The organism is Rhizobium favelukesii, assembly GCF_000577275.2.
GTDB lineage: Bacteria > Pseudomonadota > Alphaproteobacteria > Rhizobiales > Rhizobiaceae > Rhizobium > Rhizobium favelukesii.
The window spans coordinates 3,943,232-3,959,301 of sequence record NZ_HG916852.1 but is presented as its reverse complement, the minus strand read 5'-3'; the positions used below and the strand labels follow the sequence as shown (position 1 = coordinate 3,959,301).

The 16,070-nt window shown below is 61.6% G+C and carries 14 protein-coding genes; 7 read left to right on the top strand and 7 right to left on the bottom strand.

Annotated elements, in window-relative coordinates; genetic code table 11:
- Positions 1-8 precede the first annotated feature (8 nt).
- Positions 9-1,583 carry a signal recognition particle protein gene (ffh, locus tag LPU83_RS58075; protein ID WP_024315319.1) on the bottom strand — a complete coding sequence of 525 codons (1,575 nt, stop codon included), beginning with the start codon at positions 1,581-1,583 and terminating at the stop codon, positions 9-11.
- Between the two features lie 308 nt (positions 1,584-1,891).
- Between ffh and LPU83_RS58070 the strand changes: the two genes are divergently transcribed.
- Positions 1,892-2,896: an MBL fold metallo-hydrolase gene (locus LPU83_RS58070; protein ID WP_024315318.1), complete on the top strand. Its 1,005-nt coding sequence runs from the start codon at positions 1,892-1,894 to the stop codon at positions 2,894-2,896.
- Between the two features lie 3 nt (positions 2,897-2,899).
- On the opposite strand, the gene LPU83_RS58065 is transcribed toward LPU83_RS58070, so the two are convergent.
- Positions 2,900-4,858 (bottom strand): elongation factor G, encoded by a 1,959-nt coding sequence (locus LPU83_RS58065; RefSeq protein ID WP_024315317.1) that lies wholly within the window; start codon positions 4,856-4,858, stop codon positions 2,900-2,902.
- A 209-nt stretch (positions 4,859-5,067) separates the two neighbouring features.
- Between LPU83_RS58065 and dapF the strand changes: the two genes are divergently transcribed.
- The 5 genes from dapF (at position 5,068) to LPU83_RS58040 (ending at position 10,156) form a co-directional block, all read left to right on the top strand.
- Positions 5,068-5,973 (top strand): diaminopimelate epimerase, encoded by a 906-nt coding sequence (dapF, locus tag LPU83_RS58060; RefSeq protein WP_024315316.1) that lies wholly within the window; start codon positions 5,068-5,070, stop codon positions 5,971-5,973.
- On the top strand, positions 5,970-7,244 hold the full coding sequence (mtaB, locus tag LPU83_RS58055) for a tRNA (N(6)-L-threonylcarbamoyladenosine(37)-C(2))-methylthiotransferase MtaB (protein WP_024315315.1): 1,275 nt from the start codon (positions 5,970-5,972) through the stop codon (positions 7,242-7,244). The genes dapF and mtaB overlap by 4 nt, the downstream gene beginning before the upstream one ends.
- Before the next feature lie 15 nt (positions 7,245-7,259).
- The gene (ftsY, locus tag LPU83_RS58050) at positions 7,260-8,864 is read left to right on the top strand and encodes a signal recognition particle-docking protein FtsY (protein WP_024315314.1); all 1,605 of its coding nucleotides are present in this window, start codon (positions 7,260-7,262) and stop codon (positions 8,862-8,864) included.
- A gap of 63 nt (positions 8,865-8,927) precedes the next feature.
- Entirely contained in the window at positions 8,928-9,572 is a 645-nt protein-coding gene (locus tag LPU83_RS58045; RefSeq protein WP_024315313.1) for a septation protein A, read from the top strand.
- 5 nt (positions 9,573-9,577) lie between these two features.
- Positions 9,578-10,156 (top strand): DUF2585 domain-containing protein, encoded by a 579-nt coding sequence (locus LPU83_RS58040; RefSeq protein WP_024315312.1) that lies wholly within the window; start codon positions 9,578-9,580, stop codon positions 10,154-10,156.
- On the opposite strand, the gene LPU83_RS58035 is transcribed toward LPU83_RS58040, so the two are convergent.
- Genes LPU83_RS58035 through ccmA form a run of 5 tightly spaced genes read right to left on the bottom strand, consistent with a single transcriptional unit; the run spans position 10,157 to position 13,041 of the window.
- Positions 10,157-10,762 (bottom strand): DsbE family thiol:disulfide interchange protein, encoded by a 606-nt coding sequence (locus LPU83_RS58035; RefSeq protein WP_024315311.1) that lies wholly within the window; start codon positions 10,760-10,762, stop codon positions 10,157-10,159.
- Positions 10,759-10,926, bottom strand: a complete 168-nt coding sequence (gene ccmD, locus LPU83_RS58030) for a heme exporter protein CcmD (protein WP_024315310.1) — start codon at positions 10,924-10,926, stop codon at positions 10,759-10,761. Before ccmD ends, LPU83_RS58035 begins: the two co-directional genes overlap by 4 nt.
- Positions 10,923-11,690 carry a heme ABC transporter permease gene (locus LPU83_RS58025; protein WP_024315309.1) on the bottom strand — a complete coding sequence of 256 codons (768 nt, stop codon included), beginning with the start codon at positions 11,688-11,690 and terminating at the stop codon, positions 10,923-10,925. Before LPU83_RS58025 ends, ccmD begins: the two co-directional genes overlap by 4 nt.
- 47 nt (positions 11,691-11,737) lie before the next feature.
- Positions 11,738-12,397, bottom strand: coding sequence for a heme exporter protein CcmB (ccmB, locus tag LPU83_RS58020; RefSeq protein ID WP_024315308.1), 660 nt, complete (start codon positions 12,395-12,397; stop codon positions 11,738-11,740).
- Positions 12,394-13,041, bottom strand: a complete 648-nt coding sequence (ccmA, locus tag LPU83_RS58015) for a heme ABC exporter ATP-binding protein CcmA (RefSeq protein WP_024315307.1) — start codon at positions 13,039-13,041, stop codon at positions 12,394-12,396. The genes ccmB and ccmA overlap by 4 nt, the downstream gene beginning before the upstream one ends.
- Positions 13,042-13,299: 258 nt before the next feature.
- Between ccmA and acnA the strand changes: the two genes are divergently transcribed.
- A complete protein-coding gene (gene acnA, locus LPU83_RS58010; protein ID WP_024315306.1) occupies positions 13,300-15,990 on the top strand; it encodes an aconitate hydratase AcnA in 2,691 nt (896 codons plus the stop codon).
- The last annotated feature ends 80 nt before the right edge of the window (positions 15,991-16,070 follow it).

The following is a 16,070-nucleotide window of genomic DNA, read 5'->3' as shown; positions in this document are numbered from 1 at the left end:
GCGACCCTTCACTTCTTCTTGGGCAAGCCGGGCAGACCCGGGAAACCACCGCCAAGGCCGGGGAGCTTGGCGCCGCCCAGACCCGGCAAACCATTGCCGAGACCAGGCATGCCGCCGCCCGGCTTGCCGAGGCCGGCGGCCTCCGCCTGCTTCTGCAGTGCTTCGAGCTGCTTCGGATCGATGTTGGAGAGATCAGGCATGCCGCCCATGCCGCCGCCAAGGCCACCGAGGCCCATCTTGCCGGCAAGGCCGCCCATCATCTGCTTCATCATCCCGCCTTTGCCCTTGCCGCCCATCATCTTCATCATGTCGGCCATCTGACGGTGCATCTTCAGAAGCTTGTTGATGTCGGAGGCATCGGTACCGGAACCGGCGGCGATGCGCTTCTTTCGCGAATGCTTGAGCATGTCAGGGTTGGCGCGTTCGGCCTTGGTCATCGAACCGATAATGGCGAGCTGACGGCCGAACAGGCTGTCGTTGAGGCCGGCGGAGGCCATCTTGTCCTTCATGCCGGCCATGCCGGGCATCATGCTCATGATGCCGCCCATGCCGCCCATCTTCTGCATCTGGCGCAGCTGGTCGGCGAGGTCGTTCAGGTCGAACTTGCCCTTGGCCATCTTGGCGGCCATCGCGGCCGCCTTTTCGGCGTCGATATTTTCGGCAGCGCGCTCGACCAGCGAAACGATGTCGCCCATTCCGAGAATACGGTCGGCGATACGGCGGGGATGGAATTCCTCCAACTCGCCCATGCGCTCGCCGACACCGATCAGCTTGATCGGCTTGCCTGTCACGGCGCGCATCGACAGCGCGGCGCCGCCACGGCCGTCGCCGTCCATGCGGGTCAGAACGAGGCCGGTGATGCCGACGCGCTCGTCGAAATTGCGGGCGAGGTTGACGGCGTCCTGACCGGTCAGCGAGTCCGCGACCAGCAGGATTTCGTGCGGATTCGACTTCTTCTTGATATCGGCCATTTCGACCATCAAGGGTTCGTCGATATGAGTGCGGCCGGCGGTGTCGAGGATGACGACGTCATGGCCGCCGAGCTTGGCTGCCTGCACGGCGCGGGCGGCGATATCGGTGGGCGACTGGCCCGCGATGACGGGCAACGTGTCGATGCTCGCCTGGACGCCGAGTTGGCGCAACTGCTCCTGCGCTGCCGGACGGCGCGTGTCGAGCGATGCCATCAGCACCTTCTTCTTCTCGCGCGTCGTCAGGCGGTGGGCAATCTTGGCGGACGTGGTAGTCTTGCCCGAGCCCTGCAGACCGACCATCATGATGACGACGGGGGCGGCTGCGTGTAGGTCGACACCGACGCCTTCTCCACCGAGCATCTCGATCAGCTCGTCATGGACGATCTTGACGACCATCTGGCCAGGCTTGATCGACTTCAGGATCTCGGCGCCGACGGCTTTTTCGCGGACGCGGTCGGTGAAGGCACGCACCACGTCGAGCGCGACGTCGGCTTCCAGCAACGCACGGCGAACCTCGCGCAGCGCTGCGGAAACATCACTTTCCGAAAGCGCGCCACGGCCTGTCAGTCCATTGAGAATGGAACCAAGACGGTCCTGGAGGTTTTCAAACATCGGCTCTTCCTTGTGTTTCCGGGATAGCGGAAACCTCGTGCTTTTCCTTGACGAAAACAAGACGCATAACCAAAAAGCACCCGAGGGCGCATCGCGCTGTCGGGTGTGGACCTCCGGGATCTCTTTATACCTTTTAACGGGTCCCGGTCGGTGGCTCGAGTCTTGAAGCTCGTCGCAGATTGAGCGGCGATAAACAGGAAAACGGGCTGGGAGTCAAGGGAACGCCGAGAAAAGACCACGCGCGGGTCTTTCAAAAGTACGCGCTAAAACCCAGATCCTGTTTTGCTCTCAAACGGAACCGCTTTCGAATGCCGACAGCCAAGCGACGCAATCCATACTATCAGGGGCCTGTTTCCGATCACTTCGACGGCACGCATTTCTTCAATCCGGATGGTATCGAGCCTCTCGGCTTCCGAGATTTGATGAGATGGCAGTTCGGCGGCGGTCGCGATCGCTGGCCGAGGTCGGTTCCAAGCCCGTTCGCACCAGTAAAACCCGATCTGCGCGTGGATGGAAATGATCTGCGGGTGACCATGGTCGGTCATGCGACACTGTTGGTGCAGGTCGCGGGGCTTAACATTCTCACGGATCCTGTTTGGTCCGAGCGTGCCAGCCCCTTCACCTTTGCCGGCCCGAAGCGCGCCGTTGCCCCGGGCATCGCAATCGACGATCTGCCGCCGATCGATCTCGTGTTTGTGTCCCACAATCACTACGACCATCTTGATGTTGTGACGCTCAAGCTCTTGCAGGCAAAGCATCGGCCGCATGTTGTGACGCCCCTCGGCAACGATACGATCATTCGCAGTGCGGTGCCCGACATGCAGGTGACGGCTATGGATTGGGGCACGCGCCTCTCCCTTGCGGGAATCAGCATCGATGCCGAACCCGTGCATCATTGGTCCGCACGCGGCACCGGGGATCGCCGCATGGCGCTGTGGGCTGCTTTCGTCCTGGCGACGCCGGCCGGGAAGATCTACCACGTCGGGGATACGGGCTTCCACGGCGGCGTCAACTATGAGGCCGCGCGGCAAAAGCATGGCGCCTTTCGCCTCGCCATCCTGCCCTTCGGGGCATACGAGCCGCGTTGGTTCATGAAGGGCCAGCATCAGAATCCTTCGGAAGCGGTGATGGGCATGCAGCTGGCGAATGCGGCCTATGTGGCAGGGCATCACTTTGCAACGTTCCAGCTGACCGACGAGGCGGTCGATGCGCCGGTCAAGGCGCTGAAAGCCGCCATGGTTGAGCATGGCATACCGCCCGAGCGGTTCCGTCCGCTCAGGGCAGGCGAGGTATTCGACGTGCCGTCGGCATGATCGTTAGTGCGCTTGTGCCCCCGCGCCGTGCGCATTGATGATGGTGTCGGCCTCCTTGCCATAGAGCTCCTCGAAGTGATCGAAACTCTTGGAGAAATGGCCAATGCCCTGCGTTGCGGACCTGAGCGACCGCCCCAATTCGTCAAGCACCCCGCCGGGGACGAGTGCTCGAAATATGTCCCAGCCCTTCGCGTTCTCGTCCCGATCGAAGCCGAGCACTTGACCCCTCATTGAGGAGACGAGCGTCACAATGCCGCCCGAAAAGATCGAGGGGATATGGATTTCCACCCGTACGACCGGCTGCATGAGAACGGCGGACGCCTGTGAAAGCGCCTGCTTGACGCCCATTTTGCCGGCCGCACGGAAGGCGAAATCAGAGCTGTCGACCGAATGATACTGGCCATCGGTCAATGTCACATCGACGTCTATGACCTGGAAGCCGAGCGGCCCTTTCTCCATCGCTTCGCGGGCACCGGCCTCGACGGCCGGTATGTAGTTTCGCGGCACAGTGCCCCCTTTGACGCTTTCGCCGAACGTGAAGCCCTGGCCGCGCTCGTTCGGCCGGACGCTGAGCTGCACATCGGCGAATTGTCCGGCGCCGCCCGTCTGTTTGCGGTGTCGGTAGTGGACGTCCGAGGGCTTCGAGATGGTCTCCCGGTAGATCGGGTTTGGCGCGCGGTCCGAAACTTCGACCCGGAAGACTTCCGACAGCGTCTTGCGAAGTTCGCGTAGATGGACCGGTCCCTGAGCGCAGATCAGTGCCGCGCCGGTGCCTTCCTCCTGCATCACCTTCAGGCCGCGATCGGTTTCCGCCAATTTCGCCAGCGTTGCCGAGAGCTTGGTTTCGTCACGCTCGCTGCCGGGAACAAGTATTCTCTCCAGCATCGGTGTCGGCGGTGTAGTCCAGTCGGGCGGTTCGACGCTTGCCGACTGTGTCAGCAGGGCGGGCGCGGGCAGATGGTCTGATTTGAGAGCGGCAAAGACGCCGCCTGGCTGCACGCTGCCGCTGATCGGCTTTCCGCTGCCGGCCTCCTGCAGCGGGCCCAGAGTTGCGCCGCCCAAGGAGGCACCTTGCTTCAAGCCGTCGGCCAGCGCGCGAACCAGCACCGTCTTGCCGACATTGGCCTTGTGATAGGCATGGAAACTGACGGCGGAAAGTGCCCCTCCTTCCGCACCGGAACCTGTTGCGAGACGGGTCCGCAGTGCCGTTGCCGGTGGGGCTTCGTGGCGCAGGGCCTTCATCAGGCGCATGATGCCGTTGCTGTGGGAGGCGGCACCGAACAGCACGGGGATGACCCGGTTCTCTTTGAGGATGCGCGAGGAGATGGCAAACAGCGTGTCACTTGCCGGCTCCCGGTCTTCGATGAGCTCCTCGAGAAGCCAGTCATCGAACTCCGACAACTGCTCGAGCATCTCTGCCCGCGCCTCGTGCTCGCGCTCGACGGCATCCTGCGGCAGTTCGATCAGCGCGGAGGGCTGCCCCTCCCGGTAGCGCCAGGCGCGCTCGGAAATCAGGTCGCAGCTGCCGACAATCGTGTCGCCGTCACGGATCGGGACCTGTCGTAAGACGAGGGGATGGTTGCAATAGGCCTGAAGTGCGGCAATGACATCACGCAGTCGACCGCGCGGCTCGTCCATCCGATTGATGAAGACCACGCAGGGCGTGCCGGAAGCCTCGATGGCGCGCAGATAAGGTGCGGCCAGAACGGCATCATCCGGCGTCGGTGATATGCAGAGAATACAGGCGTCGCTGACGAGCAGGGCATCCTGCGCCAAGGCCAGGGCCTCGTTTGCCCCAGGCGTGTCGACCGCACACCACGCTTCGTCCTTGAAATCGAATTCCGTCAGGCTTGATCCGTATGGAGAGGCTGACTTTCTGGGCGTTCCCTCGAGCGAGGCCAGCTTTGCGACGAGCGTCGTTTTTCCCGTCTGCGAGGGCCCAAGTACCGTGAAGCAGCGCATCGGCGATCCTCCCTGCCAAAAGCACGCATCCGAAACCAAAGAATGCCTCGAAGCGAAGAAAAGCGCCAGACAGTTGCGATCATTCTTAAATATGAGGCTTCGGTATAGCGCTCCCATCAATGTGTCGCTGCGTTCGGGTCCGTCAACCCACTGGTAATTCCCCCGCATTTCCGCCATATACAGCCCAAACAGAGACGGACGTGACACCCATGAGCGCAACGGTCGAATTCGCGAAGATGAACGGGCTTGGCAACAAGATCCTGGTCGTTGACATGCGCGGCCGCGCCGACAGGGTGACGCCTGCCGCGGCAATCGCGCTGAATGCCGAGCCGGACACGCAGTTCGACCAGATCATGGCAATCCACGATCCGAAGGCATCGGGCACGGATGCCTGGATCGATATCCTGAACTCCGACGGATCGAAGGCGCAGGCCTGTGGCAACGGCACGCGCTGCGTCGTACAGGCACTCGCCGCGGAAACCGGCAAGAAGGTTTTCACCTTCCAGACGGTGGCAGGCATTCTGAATGCCGTCGAACACGAGGACGGGACGATCTCCGTCGATATGGGTAAGCCGGTCTTCGACTGGGACAAGATTCCGCTTGCGGAGGAATTCCACGACACGAGCCGCATCGAGCTGCAAATCGGGCCGATCGACAATCCGGTGATGCATTCACCTTCCGTCACTTCGATGGGTAATCCGCACGCGATCTTCTGGGTAGATAGGGATGTAATGTCCTTCGATCTCGGGCGCTTCGGCCCGTTGCTCGAAAACCATCCGATGTTCCCCGAGCGCGCCAACATAACGCTGGCGCAGGTGACCTCTCTAAGCTCGATCACGACGCGCACCTGGGAGCGGGGCGCGGGACTGACGCTTGCCTGCGGGTCTGCCGCCTGCGCCACGGCCGTTTCTGCCGCCCGCACCGGACGGACGGGGCGTGAAGTCGCGGTGACGGTCGCAAGCAGCCCCAACCAGGGCGTGTTGACGATCGAATGGCGCGAGCATGATGGTCGCGTCATCATGACGGGCCCTGCCGAGTGGGAGTGGTCCGGCGCGCTCGATCCGTCGACGGGTGCGTGGTCGCGGGATGCGACACAGGGAGCGCAAGCGCGGTGAGCGGCGTCGAGGTCATTACCTTCGGCTGTCGTCTGAACACCTACGAATCCGAAGTGATGCGGGCGGAGGCCGAGAAGGCCGGGCTCAACAATGCCATCCTCGTGAATACTTGTGCGGTCACCGGCGAGGCTGTGCGCCAGGCTCGCCAGGCGATCCGACGCGCACGGCGCGACAACCCGCATGCCCGCATTATCGTTACCGGATGTGCGGCGCAGACGGAAAAAGAGACCTTCGCTGGCATGGCCGAGGTCGATGTCGTTCTCGGGAACGAAGAGAAACTGAAAAGCGCCTCCTATCGCACGCTTCCGGATTTCGGCGTTTCAGCGGAAGAGAAGTTGCGCGTCAACGATATCATGAGCGTGCGCCAGACGGCGCCGCAGATGGTCAAGCACATCGATGGTCATGTGCGGGCTTTCATCCAGGTCCAGAACGGCTGCGACCACCGCTGCACGTTCTGTATCATTCCCTATGGCCGTGGCAATTCGCGTTCCGTGCCGATGGGGGCAGTCGTCGACCAGGCGCGCAAGCTCGTCGAAAGCGGCTACCGAGAGATCGTGCTGACCGGGGTCGACGCAACCAGCTACGGGGTCGATCTGCCTGGGGAGCCGACGCTCGGACTGCTTGCCAAGACGCTTCTGAAACAGGTGCCGGATATTCGCCGCCTGCGGCTTTCATCGATCGACAGCATTGAGGCGGACAGGCATCTGCTGGATCTTATCGCCGACGATGCGCGCTTCATGCCGCATCTCCACCTTTCGCTGCAACATGGCGACGACATGATCCTGAAGCGGATGAAGCGCCGCCATTCTAGCGCGGATGCCTTGGCCTTTATCAACGACGTGCGCGGCGTGCGACCGGACATGAGCTTCGGCGCCGATATGATAGCCGGCTTTCCGACTGAGAGCGAAGAGATGTTCGCCAATGCCGTGCGGCTGGCGGAAGAGGCCAATATCGCCCATCTCCATGTCTTTCCCTATAGCCCGCGGCCAGGGACGCCTGCCGCGCGAATGCCACAGCTCGATCGCGCGCTGGTCAAGGAGCGGGCTGCACGGCTTCGCACCACTGGACATCGCCTGCATCAGTCCCATCTCGACGGAATGGTGGGAACGCGGCAATGGCTGCTGGTGGAAAACAACGGTTTGGCGCACACCGAAAACTTCACGCTTGTCGCCGCAGCGGGGCTTGCGCCTCGAAGCTTCGTGCAGGCGGCAATTACGGGCCACAACGGCAAGCACCTCGACATGCAATTGACGGCCGCCGACGCGGCCTGAGTTTACGGAATCCTCATGGCGTTCAGTTTCATCAAAAAGGTCTTCACCTTCGGCCCCAAGCCGGAGGAAGAACAGGCGCCGGAGGCGGTCGAGGCGAGGGTACTCGAATCCGAACTGGAGCCGCATTCGCGTGAGGAGAACCTTCCCGTTGCCGCCGATCCGGTCCTGGCGGAAGAGATGGAGACGGCCGGCGGGCCTGCCGATGACGTAGGCAAGGATGCCTCCGTGGAGGAGCTTGCCGAGCAGGCGGAAGCGCTCGCGCCGAAAGAGGACGATGTTTCCGATGTTCTTCCAGCTGAGGTGCAGGCTGGCGATATGGGCCTTGTGCCGCTCTCGCTGCTTGAGGCGGAAGCGCAAGCCGAGACCGGGGCGCCTGCCGAAAGCACTATCGAAGACACGCTTCCTGCTGCTTTGCCTCTTCAGCCGGGGAGTGGCGATCGGCCAGAGGATGAGGGTGGTGTCGCGGAAGTGGCATCTGTCGGCGAAACTGAAGAGGCGCCTGCGGCAGGGCTGGCCGCAGAAGCTGACGCGGAGCAGGAGCCCATCGCCGATCCTATCTCTCCGGCCGCGGAAGAGATATCCGACCGAACAGGGGAAGACGACAGCTCTTCAAGTGATCCTTTTGCCGCTCCCGTCCTTCCCAAGGGATTTGCCACGGGTCCTACGGCTTCCGAGCCTGTGGCCCTGGTCCCTCCGCCAAAGCTTTCCTGGTTCCAGCGGCTGCGCGCCGGCCTAGCCCGCACCTCCTCGCAGCTTACCGGCCAGATCGCGGCACTCTTCACCAAGCGCAAGCTCGATGACGAGACGCTGCAGGATCTGGAGGATCTGCTGATCCAGGCCGATCTCGGCGTCGAGACGGCGATGCGGGTTACCGATACGCTCGCATCCGAGCGGTACGGCAAGGACGTCACCGGCGAGGATGTCAGCCGCATCATGGCAAGCGAGATCGCCAAGGTGCTGAAGCCTGTCGCAAAGCCGCTACAGCTCGATCTGAGCCATAAGCCGCACGTCATCCTGGTCGTTGGGGTCAACGGCACCGGCAAGACGACGACGATCGGAAAGCTGGCCGCGAAGCTTTCGGGTGCCGGCCTCAAGGTCATGGTCGCGGCCGGCGATACGTTCCGCGCCGCTGCCATCGAACAGCTGAAGATCTGGGCTGACCGCACCAAGTCGGAATTCATCGGCACCAAGCTCGGCGCCGATGCCGCGGGTCTTGCCTATGACGCCTTCGAGCAGGCGAAGGCCAAGAGGTGCGATGTGTTGATCATCGATACGGCCGGCCGCCTGCAGAACAAGGCGGAACTGATGGCGGAACTCGAGAAGATCGTTCGCGTACTCGGCAAGCTCGATCCGGATGCGCCGCATACCGTGCTGCAGACGCTCGACGCCACGACGGGGCAGAACGCGCTGTCGCAGGTGGAGATCTTCCGCAATGTCGCCGGCGTCAACGGCCTGATCATGACAAAGCTCGATGGCACGGCGCGGGGTGGCATTCTCGTGGCGATCTCGGCCAAGCACAAGCTGCCGGTCTATTTCATCGGTGTCGGAGAAAGCGTCGAGGATCTGGAGCCGTTCGAGGCCGAGGATTTCGCGCATGCCATTGCCGGTCTCGGCCAATAATGCCACAGATATGCCGACAAGCACGGGCAAGGGTTTCGTGTTCCCAAACGGATTTGAGATAGAATGACGACAGAGAGCGATATCACCCCAAGCGCGGCCGACCGGCATCACCCGATGCTGAAGCTGGCGCTGGAACTTGGCCCGCTGTTGATCTTCTTCTTCGCCAACCTACGCGGCCCCTGGCTGGTCGAGCGGTTCCCGGCTCTTTCGGAGCTTGGCGGACCACTATTCGTGGCGACGGCCCTCTTCATGGCGGCAACGGTGATCTCACTGATCGTTTCTAAGGTCGTGCTCGGGCATCTGCCGATCATGCCCTTCGTGTCGGGCATCGTGGTCGTCATCTTCGGGTCGCTGTCGATCTATTTGCAGAATGAGACCTTCATCAAGATGAAGCCGACCATCGTCAACGCGCTCTTCGGCGTTGCTCTGCTTGGCGGCCTCGCCTTCGGCAAATCGTTGCTCGGCTACGTCTTCAACGCGGCCTTCCAGCTCGATGCGGAGGGATGGCGCAAGCTGACGATCCGTTGGGGCATCTTCTTCCTCTTCCTCGCGGTGCTGAACGAGGTCGTCTGGCGCAATTTCTCCGATGATTTCTGGATCGCCTTCAAGGTCTGGGGCACAATGCCAATCACCATCATCTTCACGCTTGCACAGATGCCACTGATCATGAAGCATACGGTCACGCCGGCGGGAGAGACCGAGAATTGACAACACTGAATACGGCAGACAGGGAGAAGCATCAGACCTTCTGGTTTGCTGCGTGCGTTGCCGTTCTGCTCGTCCAGATCATCGCCGAATACATGATGGGTCGCACACCCATCTGCACCTGCGGATATGTCAAGCTATGGGAAGGCACCGTCAATTCCAGCGGTAACTCGCAGCATATTTCCGACTGGTACACGCCCTCCCACATCATCCACGGCTTCATTTTCTACGGCATCGCACACCTCTTTATGCGCGGAAAGCCGATCGCCGTGCGGCTGCTTTTGGCGCTCATGATCGAGTCCGGTTGGGAATTGCTGGAAAATTCACCCTTGATCATCGACCGCTATCGGACGGCAACGATCTCGCTCGACTATTACGGCGACAGCATTCTGAATTCCGCGATGGACACCGTGTTCATGGTGGTCGGGTTCTTGTTCGCCTCGCGAGCGCCCGTCGCACTAACGGTCGCGATCGCGATTTTCTTCGAGCTCTTGACCGGCTACCTCATTCGCGACAACCTGACGCTCAACGTGCTGATGCTGATCTGGCCGATTGAGGCGATCAAGACCTGGCAAGGCGGGATCTAGTCAGGACGCCGGCTTGGCCAGCGCCATCTCCATGGCGGGGAAAAGCCCTTCCTTCAGACTGACCTCGTCGAACGGGCCGACCCGCTTGTAGAGGATCGTGCCGTCGGGAGCGATGAGATAGCTTTCCGGGATGCCGTACACACCCCAATCGATGGCTGCCTGCCCCTTGGGATCGACACCGATGGCGGCAAAGGGATTGCCGAGTTCGCCGAGGAAGCGAAGTGCGTTGTCGTTCCTGTCCTTGTAGTTGATCGCAACCACGTTGAGGCGGCCGTCCTTTGCCAGTTCCTTCAAGATCGGATGTTCTTCGCGACAGGGAATGCACCAGGAGGCGAAGACGTTGACGAGGGTCAGCTTGCCCTTGATGGCGCTGTCAGTCAGCGCCGGCAGGTTGGTACCCTCAAGCGGCGCAAGGTTCAGTGCCGGCGCCCTCGTGCCGATCAGTGCAGAGGGGATTTCCGAGATATCCTTGCCGTGGACGTCCTGGTCGTAAAGCATCTTTGCCGCGGTGGCTGCAATGCCGGCAAAGACGATCAACGGGATCAAGGCGACGGCATAGCGCCCAAATCCGCGCTTGGCACGGCTCGTTTCCGGTGTGGTGCTCATTCGCCATCCTTTGTCCGCGCGGAGCGGCGGCGGATTCCGGCGGCTTCGAGGGTTGCCATCTCGCTGCGGCGCGCACGGCCGTCCGCCCACGTCCAAAGCGTGGCTGCGATGGTGACGAGGGCCGCAAAGCCATAGGCGCCATAGACATAGAAAGCATGCGTCATGACTGTCCCTCGCGGCTCGCCAAGCGTGCTGCCAAGCGGCGCTGTGCGGTGACGCGGCGTCGCCAGATTTCGTTGCGCATGGCCATGATGTGCAGCGTGAAGAAGAGCGCGGTGAACGCAACGGCCATCACCAGCAGTGGCCGCAGGAACTCCGGATCGATGGCTGGGCCGTCGAGGCGCAGTACGCTCGCGGATTGATGCAGTGTGTTCCACCATTCGACGGAGAACTTGATGATCGGGATGTTGACGAAGCCAACGAGGATCAGGACGGCGCTGACGCGGGCGGCTTTTGACGGGTCGTCGATCGCGCGATTGAGGGCGATGAGCCCGAGATACATCAGGAACAGGACGAAGACGGAGGTGAGCCGGGCGTCCCATACCCACCAGGTGCCCCACATCGGCTTACCCCAGAGCGAACCTGTCACCAGGGCAATCAGCGTGAAAGCGGCGCCGAGCGGGGCGGCAGCCTTTGCCGATACATCCGCCAGCGGATGGCGCCAGACCAGCGTACCGATCGCTGAGAGGCTCATGATCGTATAGCCCATCATCGCCAGCCAGGCCGCCGGCACGTGGACATACATGATACGAACCGTTTCGCCTTGCTGATAGTCGCCTTCGGTCGTGAAGCTGAGAGACAGCCCCACGATAAAACAGAGGGCCGTGAAACCGGCCATCCAGGGAATGATGCGTGCCGCCAGCGCCAGAAACCGCGTCGGGTTGGCGAGATCGCTGAATTTCGTGATGGCTAGGCTCGTTTCGCTCATGCCGTTTCCTTACCGCGATATGCCCGATGCCGCAATCGAGCGCCCCATCAATCCGACGTGTTGCGTAGTGCCAGTGCGGCCGCGGCCGGGCCGATGACGGCGAAGAACAGAGTGAGTGCGATCAGAATGAGGAAAGGCGGCAGAAAGGGCGATGGGCCTTCGACCGCCGCATAAGTGGCGCTGACGCCGAAAATAAGCACCGGAATGGTCAGCGGCAGCACCAGGATCGAGACCAGCAGTCCGCCACGCGGCAAGGCGACAGCAGCGGCTGCGCCGACGGCGCCGATGAAGGTAATCGCGGGCGAGCCGACGAGGAGCGTCAGCATCGTCGCGCCGATCGCCGTCTCACTCATATTCATGAAGAGGCCAAGCAGCGGCGAGGCGATGACCAGCGGCAGGCTGGTGGCGATCCAGTGTGCCAGGCACTTCACCAGCACCGTCAGAACAAGCGGATGTTCGTGCATCAGCATGAGATCGAGCGAGCCATCGTCGCGTTCGGCCTGAAACAGGCGGTCGAGGCCGAGAAGCGCGGCAAGCAGCGCACCGATCCACACGATCGCCGGGCCGATGCGAGACAGAAGTGCGAGGTCAGGCCCGACGCCGAAGGGGATGACCGCGACAACGGTCAGGAAGAAGAGAACGCCGATCAGCGCGCCGCCGCCGGCGCGAATGGAAAGTTTGAGGTCACGCAGCAGAAGGGCCGTCATGCCCACACTCCCGGACCAGTGTGAGAAAATCCCGCCATCCGCAGCTCCTGCGCACCCTCAAGGCCCAACGGCTGGTGGGTTGCGGCAAGCACGATCCCGCCCCTGCGCCGATGCGCCTCGATAAGCTCTGCAAAAAGGCGGTCGCCGCTTGTGTCCAACGCAGCGGTAGGCTCATCGAGAATCCAGACCGGCCGGTAGGCGACAAGCAGCTTGGCGAAGGCAAAGCGACGTTGCTGGCCAGCCGAAAGGTAGCCGAAGGGAAGCTGCGTTATTCCCGCGAGCCCGACCGCCTCGGCTGCCTCATCGATGGAAACGGTCGAACCTCCGTGCGTATCTCCCAGAAAGCAACGCCAGAAGTCGAGGTTTTCGGCGACCGTCAACTCGCTTTTCATCGCATTGCGGTGGCCGAGATAGTGGCTGATTTCGCCGACGCGCCGGTGAGTGTTGCCATGCGAATCGGTGAAGCCAACCGAGCCTCTTTCCCGATGCAGCAAACCGGCGACGACGCGCAACAAAGTTGACTTTCCCGATCCATTTTTGCCTGTCAAAACCAGCGCTTCGCCCGATTCCAGGCGAAAGGATACGCCCTCGAAAATGAGCTCTTCTCCCCGGCGCGCGGCCAGATTGGCGGCCTCGAGATACATGACTTTTCCGTCGTTTAATTTTTCAGTCATCGCAATGCAAAAAAATCCGAAATGGGCCACGCTCTCTCTGGCACCTTTCTTAGAAATTATCTATAAGACCCGCAACCACGCCAGCGGTCGGCGTGAATTTCATCCTTGCGCCGAACATGGGCTTTGCTCCACGTGCGGACAGCGGAAATGGCCGTACCCGCATCCTGATGTGCATTCCGTGCATAGGCGTCCGCACGATTGTGTTCGCTATCAGAAACGGGGTCTCTCGTGTCTAAATCTCTTGACAGCTTCAATTGTCGTTCCACGCTCACCGTGAACGGTAAGGACTACGTCTATTTCAGCCTGCCCAAGGCTGAGGCGAATGGCCTGCCGGGTGTTTCGAAGCTTCCTTACTCGATGAAGGTTCTGCTCGAGAACCTGCTGCGCTTCGAAGACGGTCAGTCGGTGACCAAGGAACACATTCTGGCGGTTGCCGAATGGCTTGATAACAAGGGTGCTGTCGAAAACGAAATCGCCTATCGCCCGGCGCGCGTGCTGATGCAGGACTTCACCGGCGTTCCCGCCGTCGTCGATCTGGCCGCGATGCGTGACGCGATGGTGTCCCTCGGTGGCGACCCGGAGAAGATCAATCCGCTGGTTCCGGTCGACCTCGTCATCGACCACTCTGTTATCGTCGACGAATTCGGCACGCCGCAGGCTTTTGCCAAAAACGTCGAGCTGGAATACCAGCGTAACGGCGAGCGCTACCGCTTCCTGAAGTGGGGCCAGCAGGCATTCAAGAACTTCCGCGTCGTTCCTCCCGGCACCGGCATCTGTCATCAGGTGAATCTCGAATACCTCGGCCAGACCGTCTGGACGAAGGAAGAGGACGGCGAGACGATCGCTTATCCCGACACCTGCGTCGGCACCGACAGCCATACGACGATGATCAACGGCCTTGGCGTTCTCGGCTGGGGTGTTGGCGGTATCGAAGCCGAAGCGGCCATGCTCGGCCAGCCGGTCTCGATGCTCCTGCCTGAAGTCATCGGCTTCAAGCTCACCGGCAAGCTCAAGGAAGGCGTCACGGCGACTGACCTGGTGCTGATGGTCGTGCAGATGCTGCGCAAGAAGGGCGTCGTTTCCAAGTTCGTCGAATTCTTCGGCCCGGGCATGGACAACATGCCGCTGGCAGACCGCGCGACGATCGGCAACATGGGTCCGGAATACGGCGCGACCTGTGGCTTCTTCCCGGTCGACGGCGAAACCATCAACTACCTCAACATGTCGGGCCGCACCAAGGACCGCATCGCGCTCGTCGAAGCCTATTCGAAGGCTCAGGGGATGTGGCGCGACGGCGACGGTTCGGACCTCGTCTTTACCGACACGCTCGAACTCGACCTCGCCGACGTCGTGCCTGCGATGGCCGGCCCGAAGCGTCCCGAAGGCCGCATCCCGCTCGAAAACATCGCGGCCGGCTTCGCTGGTTCGATGGACGCCGACTACAAGAAGCCGGGCCAGCTCTCCAACCGCTACGCGGTCGAAGGCACCGACTTCGATCTCGGCCATGGCGACGTTGCGATTGCCGCCATCACGTCGTGCACCAACACCTCCAACCCGTCGGTTCTGATCGCTGCCGGCCTTCTCGCCCGTAACGCCGTTGCCAAGGGCCTGAAGTCCAAGCCGTGGGTCAAGACCTCGCTCGCTCCAGGATCGCAGGTGGTCGGCGAATACCTTGCGACGTCCGGCCTGCAGGCTGACCTCGACAAGCTCGGCTTTAACCTCGTCGGCTTCGGCTGCACGACCTGCATCGGCAACTCCGGTCCGCTGCCGGCGCCGATCTCGAAGACAATCAACGACAAGGGGCTCATCGTTTCGGGCGTTTTGTCGGGCAACCGTAACTTCGAAGGCCGTATCTCTCCTGATGTTCAGGCGAACTACCTGGCGTCCCCGCCGCTGGTCGTTGCCTATGCGCTTGCCGGTTCGGTCCAGAAGGACCTGACCAAAGAGCCGATCGGCGAAGACCAGAACGGCAATCCGGTGTTCCTCAAGGATATCTGGCCGACTTCGCACGAAGTTCAGGAATTCATCCTGAAGTACGTTACGCGCGAGCTCTATGAGACGAAGTATGCTGACGTCTTCAAGGGCGACGAGAACTGGCAGGCCGTTCAGGTTCCTCCTGGCCAGACCTATGCCTGGGACGACGATTCGACCTACGTTCAGAACCCGCCTTACTTCGTGGGCATGGGCAAGTCCGGCTCCGGTATCTCCGACATCAAGGGCGCCCGCGTTCTCGGCCTGTTCGGCGACAAGATCACCACCGACCACATTTCCCCGGCCGGTTCGATCAAGGCGGCGTCTCCGGCCGGTGCCTACCTGCTCGAGCACAATGTCGGCGTCGCGGACTTCAACCAGTACGGTACGCGCCGCGGCAACCATGAAGTGATGATGCGCGGCACATTTGCCAACATTCGCATCCGCAACCACATGCTCGGCCCGAACGGCAAGGAAGGCGGCTACACGATCCACTATCCCTCCAAGGAAGAAGAATCGATCTACGACGCGGCCATGCAGTACAAGGCCGAGGGCGTTCCGCTCGTCATCTTCGCAGGTGTCGAATACGGCAACGGCTCGTCCCGCGACTGGGCGGCGAAGGGCACCAACCTGCTTGGCGTCAAGGCTGTGATCGCGCAGTCCTTCGAGCGTATCCACCGCTCGAACCTGGTCGGCATGGGCGTCATCCCGTTTGTGTTCGAAGAAGGCACGACCTGGGCAAGCCTCGGTCTGAAGGGCGACGAAATCGTCACTATCGAAGGCCTTGAAAACATCAAGCCGCGCGAAAAGAAGATCGCCAAGATCACCTATGGCGACGGCACCGTGAAGGACGTTCCACTGCTGTCGCGTGTCGATACGCTCGATGAAGTGATCTACCTTAACAACGGCGGCATCTTGCAGACGGTTCTGCGCGATCTCGCTGCCTGATTGTTAACGGGCTTCCGTGACAATGACCGCCGGAAAGAGATTTCCGGCGGTTTTTGTTTGAGCGCGAGATATTGGATGCC